Annotated in this window: 12 protein-coding genes; all 12 read right to left on the bottom strand. The window is 63.1% G+C overall.

The genetic code is table 11. The features are described 5' to 3' along the window. Positions 1–181: 181 nt before the first annotated feature. Positions 182–1,195, bottom strand: coding sequence for a zinc-dependent alcohol dehydrogenase family protein (locus SB764_RS01040; RefSeq protein ID WP_176080655.1), 1,014 nt, complete (start codon positions 1,193–1,195; stop codon positions 182–184). Beyond that, positions 1,192–1,710, bottom strand: coding sequence for an SRPBCC domain-containing protein (locus tag SB764_RS01035; RefSeq protein WP_410862359.1), 519 nt, complete (start codon positions 1,708–1,710; stop codon positions 1,192–1,194). The genes SB764_RS01040 and SB764_RS01035 overlap by 4 nt, the downstream gene beginning before the upstream one ends. A gap of 320 nt (positions 1,711–2,030) precedes the next feature. Then, positions 2,031–3,221: an MFS transporter gene (locus SB764_RS01030; protein ID WP_124261923.1), complete on the bottom strand. Its 1,191-nt coding sequence runs from the start codon at positions 3,219–3,221 to the stop codon at positions 2,031–2,033. A gap of 13 nt (positions 3,222–3,234) precedes the next feature. Continuing rightward, a complete protein-coding gene (locus tag SB764_RS01025; protein ID WP_260183522.1) occupies positions 3,235–4,155 on the bottom strand; it encodes a transporter in 921 nt (306 codons plus the stop codon). Positions 4,156–4,446: 291 nt separating this feature from the next. After that, entirely contained in the window at positions 4,447–6,132 is a 1,686-nt protein-coding gene (locus SB764_RS01020; RefSeq protein WP_110329051.1) for a CocE/NonD family hydrolase, read from the bottom strand. Next, positions 6,129–7,064 (bottom strand): MBL fold metallo-hydrolase, encoded by a 936-nt coding sequence (locus SB764_RS01015; RefSeq protein ID WP_410862358.1) that lies wholly within the window; start codon positions 7,062–7,064, stop codon positions 6,129–6,131. The genes SB764_RS01020 and SB764_RS01015 overlap by 4 nt, the downstream gene beginning before the upstream one ends. Then, complete coding sequence (locus SB764_RS01010; RefSeq protein WP_410862356.1) at positions 7,061–8,002, bottom strand: alpha/beta hydrolase; 942 nt, start codon at positions 8,000–8,002, stop codon at positions 7,061–7,063. Before SB764_RS01010 ends, SB764_RS01015 begins: the two co-directional genes overlap by 4 nt. A gap of 3 nt (positions 8,003–8,005) precedes the next feature. Continuing rightward, positions 8,006–9,124: an FAD-dependent oxidoreductase gene (locus SB764_RS01005; protein WP_410862355.1), complete on the bottom strand. Its 1,119-nt coding sequence runs from the start codon at positions 9,122–9,124 to the stop codon at positions 8,006–8,008. 27 nt (positions 9,125–9,151) lie between these two features. Further along, positions 9,152–10,129: a phosphotriesterase gene (locus SB764_RS01000; RefSeq protein WP_176080659.1), complete on the bottom strand. Its 978-nt coding sequence runs from the start codon at positions 10,127–10,129 to the stop codon at positions 9,152–9,154. Further along, positions 10,126–11,190 carry a phosphotriesterase gene (locus SB764_RS00995; protein ID WP_410862354.1) on the bottom strand — a complete coding sequence of 355 codons (1,065 nt, stop codon included), beginning with the start codon at positions 11,188–11,190 and terminating at the stop codon, positions 10,126–10,128. The genes SB764_RS01000 and SB764_RS00995 overlap by 4 nt, the downstream gene beginning before the upstream one ends. A 135-nt stretch (positions 11,191–11,325) precedes the next feature. Further along, complete coding sequence (locus SB764_RS00990; RefSeq protein WP_065062913.1) at positions 11,326–12,066, bottom strand: GntR family transcriptional regulator; 741 nt, start codon at positions 12,064–12,066, stop codon at positions 11,326–11,328. 364 nt (positions 12,067–12,430) lie between these two features. Further along, entirely contained in the window at positions 12,431–13,453 is a 1,023-nt protein-coding gene (locus SB764_RS00985; protein WP_410862352.1) for a hypothetical protein, read from the bottom strand. Positions 13,454–13,477 lie beyond the last annotated feature (24 nt).

Genomic DNA, 13,477 nt, shown 5'->3' with positions numbered 1-13,477 from the left:
TCGCGCCCGGCATGACTGCGCCAGCGTTGCCACGTCGTGCCGATGTCGCGACGGCGTCCCTTGTCGCGAGACGGGCACGCGGTGAAGCGCGTACGTATGTGCTTCGTTCGGGAATGAACGGCGCGGCCGTCATGGCGGCCGCGCCGTGTTGCCGGCGTCAGTCGGGGCGGCTAGGTGCCGATCACCACTCGACCACGACCTTGCCGAAGTGGCCGCCGCTTTCCTGAAAACGGAATGCATCGGCGAGTTGTTCGAGACCGAAACTGCGATCGAGCACCGGACGAATGCGCGTCTGCTCCAGTGCGGCGACGAAGTCCCGCTGCTGCTGGCGGCTCCCGACAATCAGCCCTTGCAGACGAGCCTGTTTCGCCATGAGCACCGAAGTCGGCACATCGCCTTGACGGCCCGTGAGCACGCCGATTAGCGAAATATGGCCGCCCACGCGCACCGCGTCGATCGACTGGGCGAGGGTGCCCGGGCCGCCGAGTTCGACGACGTGATCCACGCCACGGTCGCCCGTCGATTCGCGCACGGCGCGGCCCCAATCGGGCGTGGTGCGGTAATTGACGCCGTCGTCCGCGCCCAGTCCACGCGCACGCGCGAGCTTCTCGTCCGAGGAGGACGTCACGATCACGCGCGCGCCCATCGCCTTGGCGATCTGCAAGGCGATGATCGACACGCCGCCGGTGCCGAGCGTGAGCACGGTGTCGCCCGCTTTCAACTGGCCGTCGCCGACCAGCGCGCGCCATGCGGTCAGTCCCGCGGTCGTGATCGTCGCCGATTCGGCGTGCGTCCAGCCGCGCGGCGCGTGCGTGAACGCATTGGCGGGACGGACCGCATACTCCGCCGCGAAGCCGTCGATGCCATCGCCCGGCGTGCCCTGGAAATTGCCGACCTCGGCGAACGCAGGACCGGCGGGCCAGTGCGGAAAGAAGCACGACACGACGTGATCGCCGGGCTTGAATTCGCTCACGCCCGCGCCGACGGCCTCCACCACGCCCGCGCCGTCGGCCATCGGCACGCGGCCGTCGGCCGTGGGAATGCCGCCGTTGGCGACCAGCAGATCGTGAAAGTTCAGCGAAGTCGCGTGCAGCTTCACGCGGATTTCGCCCGCAGCGGGCTGCCCCGGATCGGGCAGATCGGTCAGTTGCAGGTGATCGAGGCCACCTGGCGTACGCACCACAATTGCTTTCATGCTTGTTTCACCTTGCGTGAGGCGGCGACGAGGCCGTCGAGCCAATCCTGATGACCGTTGATCATCGGATTCGGCTTTGTGTTATGCAGTTCGACTGCGGGCTTGCCCTTCTGGCTTTCCTGCGTGAGGATGCGCACGCGTTTGCCGTCGAGATCCTCGACGAGCCACGCATGGATCACATCGAGACGCGAATCGCCTTCGCCCGCCCAGCCATGCCACGCCACCCGGCCTGGCTGCCCGTTGGCCGGCGCGACATATTCGGTGCATTGCGATTCGACGGGAAAGCCGAACGTCTCGAAGTAAAAGCGCACGCCGTTTTCAAGCACGGGGCCTTTGCCGTCGTGGAAGCGAATATTTGCGGAGTTCGCGTAATACTCCGGCCAGCGCGCGGGGACGCTCAACAGCGGCCAGACGTCGGCGGCGCTCAAGCCCGCGACGATCACTTCGTTCGAGCAGAAGTTGTCGGTGAAGCCCGGGGTGTAGCCGTCGGGCCAGATGATCGCATTCATTTGCATGGCATTGCTCCGTCGCGCGCCGACTCGACCGGTCCGGCGCGAATTCAGTGAACCCGCAACGAGCCGTATGGTGACACGTTGCCGAAAAGCGTTGCGCCATGATGGCCGGTTCGCTGAAATCGATCCAATCGAATCTTCGTATTTTTGTCATTACGAATGTTGATATCTGGATCGAAACGGCTGGATTGCGCAGCGCAGCGGACGAGCCGGGGGATGGGGGGCAGGTAAGGAGCTGATGGGTTTGCTACGCGTTTTGCAACGTCTGCGCATGAAATGAATGGTGGGGGCGAGTGCCGTCGAATGCAGCCGCCCCCACAGAGTCAAACCGCCGGCACTTGCTCGAGCGGCGATTCGTCCCGCGCGGCCAGGCGCGTCAGGTTAAACAACAGCAGTTCGATCGCAACCAGCGCAATGGCGGCATAGCCGATCGCACCGAAGCCAATGAACTTGACCAGCGTGCCGCCAAGAAATGGCGCGATGGCGGCGCCCACCATCAGCATGGCGGGTGTGGCCGCCACCGCGCGTCCGGTCGGGTCCAGGCGAGCCAGCAGACCAAATGCAAAGGTGTGCGTGAACAGAATCGTGAACGCCATCAGCGCTCCTGAAGCGGCGAACAACAGATAACTCCAGGTATGCGTCACGATCATGGCAAACACCGCCTGCATGATCGGTCCGATCGAAATCACCGTGGTGGCCTTGATGCGCTTTTCGAGCAGACCGGCGAGGGGCGCCGGAAAGAGCGTGACGATCCCATAGAGCACGAGTGCGAGCGTCACCAGTTCACGGCCAAAGCCGCGTGCGATGCCGATGCGTTCGTAAAAGCTCAGCGTCATCGCCTGGGTCATGGCGAGCAGGGCGATGCCGACGATCGAGTACCAGACTGCACGCGAGAGCGGTTGAGCCCGCGCCGACGATCCCTCGCGTTGCTCATCGTCTTGCCGGCTCGGACGCGGGAAAGACAGCACGCCCATCACGGCGGCCAGCGCCATGATCGCGGCAAAGCCGATGAACAGCGTCGCGCCGCCGAATCGGGCCAGCAAGCCCGGCGTGCCGCCCAGAAACACGATGCCGAATATGCCGATCGCCAGCCCCGCCCATGCAAAAACGCGGTGCGGATTGAGCGCGCGCCCGATGGTGCCGTGCGTAAAACTCAGCGCGGTTCCCGCCGCGAGGCCGCCTGCGAAATGCAAGGGCGCCAGCGTGCTCATGCTCGTCTGGCCGTAACAGAGCGCGAACGCCAGCGCGGCAATCGCAAAGCCCGCGACGGCGGCCCACCGCGCGTTCACGCGGTTGAAGCGGGAAGCAAAGAATACGCTCGACAACGACGCGCCGATCAGAAACAGCGTCGGCAAGGTGCCGGCCTGTTGCGGATTGAGACGATAGTACGCGATCAGTGTGCCGACCCACAACGGCAGCGCGACGAGATCGAGCATGCCGGCGCAGTGGGCAATCATCAGCGTGGCCATGCCGCGCGCGCTTTCGATTTTTGGATGTTGGCTTGGCTGTTGCATGTTCGTCTCCTTGTCAGAACGCATGAATCCAGCGCAGATTCACGTGCGTGCCGGAGTAGGTGTTACGTTCGACGACGGGAAAGTAGAGGTTGGCGAAGACGAAGTTATGTCGATTGATGGTCCACTCGGCGCCCGGGCCCAGCGATAGATTCGTCGTGCGCGCCGCGGGCTGGCTCGCGCCGTTGACGCGGTCGTCGGTGATTTGACGGAACCAGAAGCCGTTCAGGCCCACTTCGAGATTCGGCAAGATCTTGTAGGCCGCCGCGAAATTGGCCCACACCGCCTGGCCCGCCTGAAAGTTCATCATATCGGGTACTTCGAATGGGTTATTGATGCCCGGATTGGTGTTCTTCAGGTTGTACAGATAGTGCATACGCACCGACACTTCCGTTTTTGGCGTAGGCAGAATCGTCACCGACCAGTACGGGTTCAGCGACCAGAAGTTCGAGCCCGGATTGACGAGCCGATTCGGGTCGTAAGCGCCCGTGGGCGCGATGACGTCGAACTCGAAACGCTGCACAAAGACCGGACGACCGTTGCTGATCACGGGCGCCATCTGCAGGAACGGACCGAAGGTAATGTCGCCGAAGCCGGAACGCGAGGTCAGCGTGGGCGCATAGGGATTGAATTCGGTCGAGTGCGAATTCAGCCAGGCAACCGGCAGCATCGCCGTGAATCCGAGCGAGCCGCCGAGAATGTGAATCGGCGACGTATAGACGATCTGCGGCATCCAGACCAGCGCATTGAGCTGCGCGTCCTTGAACGCCGGGCTGCGTGCGCCCGTATTCGTATAGAAGTTCGTGTTGTGTTCGTACTGGAGGAGTTGAATGCTCGTCCAGCCCGGCTCCGTCGAGCCGAATGCGTCGTTGAACGTCGTGGCGCCGAGGTCGATGCCGGCCGGTTGATAGGTCGAGGCCTGCACGAGGCATGACATCGCGGCCAATGTCGCGCCAGCGACGACCTGTCCATATCGACCCATCCTGCTGTGATATCCGATTCCGTTTGTCATGCTGTCTCCTTTATATAGTAGTACTGGTTATTGCATGTGAATCTTTACATCCGGGCACGACTCCCAAGGTCTGGCAATGGCGAACGGTCCGCGACGATTCGATCGCGGCTGTTTCTTATGATTAAATAGTTCGTAGTCCGATAAAAATGAACGACTACTTAGTCGTTCATTCGCGGATGATTCAGGCTAATTCAACTGCTGCCGCCACTTCTTCGTTTATCGGCTTGACGATGCGAAAGGCAGAACGAGGCGCGACAGGTGCGTGGCATCCCGGTAAATCGTGTGACTGACTGCGCGGCCAACGGGCAGATGGAACGCATCGGGCGGCAACAGCGAGTTGTGTTCATCCACCAGCGGCTCGTTGCACATGAGTTCGACCACCAGCTTGTGGCCGGGCTTGAACTCGTTGGCGAACGGATAGAGCCGGATGACGTACTCGTTGATCACGCCAGGCTCGACCGGCACGCTGCGCGTGTGCGGGTGATACGGATTGCCTTCGGTGGTCCGCTCGTCGAGTTCGCGGTGCGACGCCTTGAGAAAACCCGTCGTGACGAGTTGACGCTTGCCGGTCGGCGCTTCGTCCCACATGCGCAGAATGAAGTTGGTGTCGTCCTGATCGATGGCCGCGTAGAGGTGCGCCGCGCCCACGCCATGTACCGAGGTGGCGCTCTGGAACGGTTCGGTGGACCACGTCAGCTTTTCGACCTTGTCGACGACCGTCAGCGGCGCCTGATAGAAGCCTTCCGCATGCGCATGCTCCGCGTCGAGCGGTTCGGGTTCGAACGCCAGCTTGCTACGGGTGCGCAGATACAGCGAACGGTATTCGACGGGCGTGACGGGCCAATGCTCGCCGCTCATCCACTGGCGGCTGCCCTCGACATGCACTTTCACGGGCGGCTCGTCCATGATGCCGTTGTCGATGCCCTTGAGCCAGTAGTCGTACCAGCGGAACATGGTGTCGTGCTCGTCCACCCACGGGCGCGTCTGCATCGGCGGATACGGCCCGATCTCCAGCTTCTTGGGGCCTTTGAGCACGTCGAAAAGCTCAAGGGTGCCATCGACGGTCCAGCCTCGCCCCTGGTTGATCTGCAGATACACCGGGATGTCGATGTTGCTCGCCAGGTTGATCGGATTCTGTTCTTCGTACCACTCGCCGTCGAGGTGATTGGTGACGATGTCGAACCACGATTCATGGTGAATCGGATAGTTCAGCACATGCACGAGGTTCGGCCAGGCCGCGACGTCGGGATCGGCGAGACGCTCGGCCACGCGCTGGCGAACCGCTTCCTCGGAGTACGTTTCCAGCATGCGCGACTTGTGCCGATGCGTGAATGCCCAGCCCGAATCGCCGCCGCGGCCTTCGCGCGCCGCGCGCGGCATGAACCACATCACGCCGCCGTGATAGGTCGTCTCATAGAAGTCGAAATGACCGCCGCTGACGAAAATAGCCTTGAGATGAGGCGGGCGTTCGGCGGCGGCAAAAATCTGCATGGAGCCGAAATACGAAATGCCGATCATGCCGACGACGCCGTTGCACCACGGCTGCGCGGCGACCCATTCGATGAAGTCGTACGCGTCCTGCCCGAGCGGCACGCCGCCCGCGTTGTAGTTGCCGATGTGTTCGCCTTCGGATGCGCCCGAGCCGCGCACATCGCCGATCACGTGCACGTAGCCTTCCTTCACCACGCGCGCGATGTCACCCGCTTCGATGCAGCCGTCCCACAGCGGAGAAGGGCGGCGCTGCGGCGGCATGGTGAGCGCCAGCGCCTGAAGTTCCTTGCCGTAAGGGCTCAGTGCGACCAGCGCGGGACGTGGCTCGTCGCCTTTGGCGTGATAGGCATCGGCGGCCAGATGAACGCCGTCGCGCATCGGAACGCGCAGGTCTTTGTGTACGACGATCATGACCGATAACCCTTGTGAAAGTAGCCGTGCATAGTGGTGAAAAACGGTGAGGGTTCGAGCGTGGGATCGCCCTCGTAGCGCAGGTATTGCGCGATACAGCAGAAGGGCGAGCAGGAGGTCTTCGCAACGGCGTCGCCGTCGAGGCCGAATTGTTCGGTGGCGGCGCGCACGCGGGCCTCGATGTCGAGGCTTTCCTGGATTTTTGCCGCCGCCTGTTCGCGATCGAGCACCACGCCGAGCGATTCGGCGTTCTGGCTGCGATAGGGATGGCCGAGGAACAGGCGGTTCGGCTTGACGTGGTCGCGCAGGTGCAGCAGGCTCGCGCGGTACGCGTCCGGATCGGCGTAGCTCGGAAAGCCGTTGGCGGCGCCGTGAATCTGCACCGCGTCGCCGACGAAGACGTCGCGCTGACCTTCCACCACGTACGCGACCGAACCGGCCGTGTGGCCCGGAACGGAATGCACGGTGATCTTCACGTCCGGTCCCAGCGAGATTTCATCGCCGTGGCGCACGATCACGTCGGGTTCCATTTCGCCGGAGATCGCGGCCTCGCAGGCGGCCGTCAATTTCGCTTCCGCGTCCGCGTCGTCGATATAGCGGCCACGCGCGGCCAGATACTCGTCCACATGCGTGCGGCGGGAACGAAGGAACGGTACGTCCGCCTCGTGAATCACGATTTTTGCTTTGCGGCCCGTGAGTTCCCACAGCGCATGCGCGCCGCCGATATGGTCGATGTGTCCGTGCGTCAGCAGAATCCAGCGCACGTCTTCGATGCGCCGGCCCAGTTGCGCGAACGCCGGCGCGATGCCATTGGCGGGCGATGCGGCGATGCCCGTATCGACAATCGCCGGCTCGCTGCCGTCGATAAAAAAGCTGTAGAGGCCAAAGCGTCCCCACTGCGAGAACAGCGGGTGGATATCGACGGTTTTCATCGTTGAGGATTCCGGATGAAATCGGCCGTCTCGGCGAACACGCCCTGAAACTCGGGAAGCCACGCGAAGTACTGAACAAAGCCATGCGCCGCCGACTCGTAGCGATGCACCTTCACGGGGACGCCCGCTTGCTTCAGGTCGTGGCCATACAACTCGCCCTCGTCACGCAGCGGATCGCACTCCGCCGTGATGATGAGCGCCGCGGGCAATCCGGCCAGGTCTTTGCGCTTGATCGGCGAGACGAGCGGGTTGGCGGGATCGGCGCCGCTCTCGATGTAGAACGCGTTGAACGGCTTCAGCGACGCGGTCTCCAGACCGTTGCCGACGGCGTTGGTCTTCAGCGACGCGTAGCGCTCGACATCGAAGTCGAGATCGAGCGACGGATAATAGAGCACCTGATGCGTGATGCAGTTCAGGCCCGCATCGAGCGCCATCGCGGTGACGGCGGCCGCGAAGTTGCCGCCCGAACTGTCGCCGGCCACCACCAGGGTTTCGCCATTCCAGCCGATGCCGTTCTCCGGCTCGCGGCCATGCTGGGCGATCCACTCGAGCGCGGCGTAGCAGTCGTTCAGGCCCGCGGGAAACGCGTGCTCGGGCGCCAGCCGGTAATCGACCGCCACCACGGCGCATTGCGTCGCATTGGCGAGCGCGCGCGCCACATGATCGTGCGTGTTGAGGCTGCCGAGAAAGAACGCGCCGCCGTGGAAATATACGAGCACCGGATGCGTGTCCGCCGCCGTCGGCTGGTAGACGCGCACGGGCACGTCACCCGTGCGCGTCGGCAAGATGCGTTCGGTGACGGCGTGCACGGGCAGGCGCTGTTCGATGGGCGCAACGTGGCTTTCGTCCGCCGCCCGCATGGCGGCCGGATCAAGCGGACCCGGCGGCGGGGGCGGCAGGGAAGCGATGAACTGGGCAACCTGAGGATGAAGGGCCATGATTTAGCTCCGTGCGGCGAGTTCGCCTTGATGCTGGCTCGGGAAGACGCTTTGGACTTCGTCCTCGCTCCAGCTTTGGCGCGACAGGCGTTGAAGTTCGTCGGTGACGGGCTTGCGGCTGGCCTGGTATTGCGCCAGCGCTTGCGGAATCGACTCGGCCTCGCTCAGGCAGGCGGCGAGCGCGCCCGCGTCGAGCACCGCCGAGTTCGCGCCTTGTCCCTGATGGTGCAGCATCGCGTGCGCTGCATCGCCGATCAGCACGACCGAATTCGAGTGCCACGTCGGCACCGGGTCGATGTCGTAGACGGCGCGCAGGTTCACCTTGTCCATGTCGAGCCCCTCGGTGATCGCCACCAGTCGAGGATCGAAGCCCGCCACGACCTTCAGCAACTGTTCCTTGCTCGCCACCGGCGCGGGCGTGGAGTCGGTCGCGAGACAGGTGACGTCGAACGACACTTCGTCGCGATGATGCAGCGGCAGCAAATAGATCTTGGTGCCGTGGCCCACGTACATGCGCAGGTTGCCGTCGTCCACGAGACCGCAGGTATCCGCCGCCGGGATAACCGCGCGATACGCGTGTTCACCCGCGAAAACCGGCGGCTTGTCGCTGAACAGATGCTGACGCACCTGCGAGCGAATGCCGTCGGCGCCGACGATCAGATCGGCCGTCACGCTCACGCCGTTCGCGAAGACCGCCGTGGCGCTGTCGCCGTTGTCGACGATCTGGCTCAGACGGTGATTGAGCTTCACCATGCCTTCGGGCAGCACGCCCAGCAGCGCGTCGATAAAATCGCCACGGTGCACGAAGCGCGTGGTCGCGCCGAAGGCTTCTTTTTCGGGCCACTCTTCCATCGCGATGCGCTGGCCGAGTGCCGTGAGGATTTCGAAATAATCGCTCGCCGACGTCACGGCGGCGATGCGCTCGAATATGCCGAGCTTGCGGAACTGGTCCATCGTGGAGGGACGCAGGCCGATCCCGGCACCGACCTCTTTCACTTCTTGCGCCTGCTCGTAGACCGTCACCGTGGCGCCGGCCTGGCTCAGCGCCAGGGCGGCCGTGGCGCCGGCATAACCGGCGCCGATCACGGCGATATTCAGGTTCTTCAAATTACCGGGTGTCATGATGTGTCTCTTGAGTTGATTGTTCTGTCAATGCTGCGGGTTCGGCGTCAGGGCGAGAAACTCGGCCGTGTTCTGCACGAACAGCTGGTCGATGACCGCGTCCTCGACGCCTTCGGCGCGCAGGTCGGGCAACAGCTGTTCGAACAGATAATTCACGGTGTGGCCCTTCACGCCGGGCCAGCCGAGCGGCGAGCAGTTCGCATCCGCCGACGCCAGCACCTGTTTCACCAGACCGGTGTTGAGGAAGCGCAGGAAGTGCTTGAGACGCTCTTGACGATGGCGGCCCCAGAAGGGCGGATCGGGCAATTCGAGGTCGTAGCCGAAGGTGTCGAAGCCAATCCGGCCGCCCGCTTCCAGAATGGCTTTCTCGTTGACGAGGCCTTGACTGACGCCATCGTCGGCGTGGCCGAACAGCACGCGATGGCAGGGCAGTTCTTCTTCCGCGAAGATGTTCAGTGCCGGCGCGGAATCGACGGCGAGGTGGGTGAAGATCGGCGCGCCCGTGATGCGCGAGGCGCGCGCCGCCGCGCGATAGATGCGCAGATCGAGCTCCTTCATCTTGAAGCCGCGGCTCACGCCCACCTTGATGATCCCGGCCTTCGCGCCCGTATCGCCGATACCGACCGTGATTTCGTGCACGAACTGATCGGTCAGATACTCCACGCTCGCGCGCTCGAAGAACGGCAAGGCGGTGTCGCCGCCGACAAAGCCCGTGCTCGCGACGATATGCACGCCGGTCTTGTCGGACAGCGACTTGTAGTAGTCGATGTCGCGACCGTTGCAGATGCCCGTGGCTTCCACGAAGGTCGCCGCGCCCCACGGTTTCGTGTTTTCGTGAAACCGGCGCAGCTTGGGCACCGTCTCTTCATAACGTTGCTCCGGCGTCTTCCACCAGCGGCTGTCGAGCTCGCAACCGGGCATGCCGTAGCCGATGTGTTCGTGGATCGCAACAAAGCCAAGCTCCGCCGCCGAAATCGTGCCCAGCACTGTATTTACGCGTGTCATTTGGCTTCCCCGTTGACGCTCAGGAGTTGGGCGGTGTTGGTCATCAGAATGTGGGCGATGTGTTGCTGCGACACCCCGGCCGCCTCGAGCATGGGCGCGAACGTCGTGAGCACGTCGCAGTACGGAAGGTCATTGCCGGCTTCGCCGAACGCGATGCCGGTGGCGCTCGACGAGAGCACGATGCGATCGACGTGGCCTGCTTCGATCAACGCGACGATCAGGTCGACGCGCTCGGCGTCGGTGATGTAGAGCGGGTCGGTCGAACCAATGTGGTCGATGCCGACTCGCACGCCCGCGCGTGCAACCGCCATCGGCCAGTCTTTGGCGACGGCGTCGCGGCGATCCATGCCGCCCATGACCAGACGGTTCGGGTTCAGCGCTTCGTCGAGCGCCAGTTGCATGTCTTCCAGCGCGTTGGCGCCGTATCGGATGAAGACGGGCACGCCGTAGGTCGAACCGGCGCGCGCCGCGCCGCGCACGAGGCTGCCGTCGGTCGGCGTCATGCCGCTGCGGGTCACCGCCGTGGCGACGAGGCCCGCAGGCGCGCGGCGCTCGAAACGCGGCACCACCATGCCATCGTTGACTTCGCGGCCGAACATCTCGGCGAACTTCGCGGCCGGCCAGGGCGCGGGCGGATTGGTCTGCGGCGTCAGAAAGTAGCCGCCGAGCATGGCTTCCGGACCTTGCCCGGTGGACGCGACGATATGCACGCCGGTGGCGCGTGACAGCGCTTCATACAGGCGCAGGTCGCGCCCCTCGAACATGCCGGTCGCGTCGACGATCGCGCCGCCGCCTGCGGCCTTGAACGCGCGCAGCTTGGCTGCGATGGCGTCGAAAATCTCCGCGCGATCGAACTTGAGGTCGTAGGCGTACTGCGCGCCGGGCAACACGTACAGCAGCGATTCGCTGATCAGCGTAATGCCCAGTTCGCGGGCGTCGACGGGGCCGAGCACCGTGTTGACGGTCCCGGCATCGACGCCACCATCGTTGCGTGCGGCAAGGATGAGGGACGTGAAGGGCGGCGTCGGCTCCGGGACGCCCTGGCTGTGTTTAACGCACATGTCGGCCTCCGAGGGACTCAGGACTGCGATGCACGTCGCCAGCAATAGAAACGGTCATGCGACTCAAGAGGATGTCTCCTGTTCATTGATTACAATGTTGTATTGTTATGACAAAGTGCCGGGCAAAAAAAACCGTCAGCGGCTCAGACCAAACGCGTACTTGAAGTCTTCGGCGCGGTGCACCGCCCGGCGCCAGCCGCCGGGATGCCCGTCACTGCTGAAAAGCGTCGTCTCGGCGACGAGGACCGGCGCGCCAACGTCGACTTCGAGCGCCTGCGCCTCTTCCGGACTCGCGCCCGACGCCCAGATGTGCTGCTCGCCGCGCGTGTACACGACGCCCAGCGCTTGCTCGATCAACGCGAACACGGTGCCGACGCGCTCGAGCTCTTCGACCGACGGAGCAAAATCGGGCGGCGTGCAAAGGTAGGTACAGGCCCAGACCAGCGGGGCGCCTTTGACCGAAATAACGCGCTGGAGATAAAGCAGCTTCTCGGGCGAGGTGAGGCCGAGCGCCTCCATGACGGCTTCCGGCGGCTCGACGCGCTGAAGGCCGGTCACGCGCGAGGTCGGCGTCAAGCCTTGCTCGGTGAGGTAGCGGGTCAAACCACCCAGTTCGAGCGCCGGAGGCAGGCGCACATTCACGCCGTGAACCGGAAACGTGCCTTTGGCTCGCTGACGAACGACGTAGCCCTCGTCGACCAGTTCCTTGAGCGCCTGACGAATCGGCGCCCGGCTCACATGAAACCGTTTCATCAGGCTGGCCTCCGTCAAGGCCGGCGCGGTCGCGCTGCCCGCACCCTGCAGCTCGTTGATCAGGATCTGCTTGATCTGGCTGTACAGGGGAATGGTCGAAATCCGGTCGATGGTCTGTTGCATGGCAGGATATTGGTACAAGGTTGTACCAATAATATTGTTATGCCAAAGTGATGTCAACTTGAACCTGAAAACAGGCGAGGAGGTGGTTCTTGTCGTCGGTGAGGCGGGCGGTGCGCGGGAGGCGCCGGCGCGCCGAACCTGGACTACGCACCGGATGGCCGACGACCGCCTGCGCCCGCGATGTCGCCGATTCAGGCGTTCGACTGCCGGAGGACGTCGCAGTGCCGTAGGTCACTGAATCGGAGTTTGTTCGCAACCGGGCGATGACCGGGCATCGCGTGCTCCCGCGAAATACCATGATTCCGTCACCGGTAAGACGGGGTTGTGCACAAGTCCGCGATCAAGCTCCCTGACGGCAATTCGTTCACGAAGTCGCGCTGGTTCCCACAAATGGCGAGTTGGAAGCCAGCGCGTCGATCTGAAGTCCGGCCTGCTCTCTGCCGTGATTTTCCTGCTCCAACCAGATCTGGCTGTCGGGAAACCAGAAAGCGTTTGCGCGCGGAGGTGCGACGAGCCTGACTGGCAATGACGGATTGAAGATCCTGGACCACGCGGACAAATACGAGGGCGTCTTGATCAGATACCCGCAACTCGAGAGAAGCAGGCTCGTAATCAGCGCTTCGCGCCCGATCGCAAGCCCGGGGTGTCCGCTGAAGTGCACCGGCTTTTCTCCATTTGCCAGCATTGTCGCGGGCGCGATATCGACTGGCACGGCGAATCCCCAGTTCTTGAAAAAGTCGAGAAAGGTCTGCTCGTCGCTCGACACGAAGATGTTCGTGAGATGCGGATGGTCGGAGAGCGTTTTCTCTACCATCCGGCAAAAGGCATCTCGTTCGATTACATGGGCTTCGTACTTCTTGTCGGTTCCGCGAAAATGCACCCCGAGTGTAGATGGACCAATACCCAGTCTCCGGCATGTCGTGTCGACCTCGGTCCGGATCGATGGAGCAGGGCGATACTGCGAGAGAAACACCGTGCTCGCGTGTGTCAGCTGAAGGCCCGACTCGTATCGACGAAACCCCAGATTTCCAAGGTCTTCCACTCGTGACGTTCGCAAGCGCAAGTTTGAGTCCCGCGGTGTGGCACTGTGTGCGATGTTTTCGAAGCACTCGGCAAGCCAGTCGACTTTGCCCTGCGCGTCACCATAACTGCCGCCTCGCGCGGAGATGAATGGCGTCAGATTTTTTTCTTCGCAGTAGAGCAGGATGCACAACACGATTTGCATCACGGAGAAAAATCCCGAATTTGCGCGAATTTCTATCGCAAAGTATCCGTGATTGAAGTGCTGCTTCAGATGAAGCGACAAACGCGACGGGGAATTGAGCGCGTTCTTGAAGGCTTCACTTCGCCGGATCTGTTTTGCGAGGTCAATAAAGTCTTCGAACATGTCAGCTCTCTCCTGTCACCGGCA

The sequence above is a fragment of the Paraburkholderia sp. SIMBA_027 genome, assembly GCF_046535315.1.
Taxonomy (GTDB): Bacteria; Pseudomonadota; Gammaproteobacteria; order Burkholderiales; family Burkholderiaceae; genus Paraburkholderia; species Paraburkholderia tropica.
This window is presented reverse-complemented; position numbering and strand designations above follow the sequence as displayed.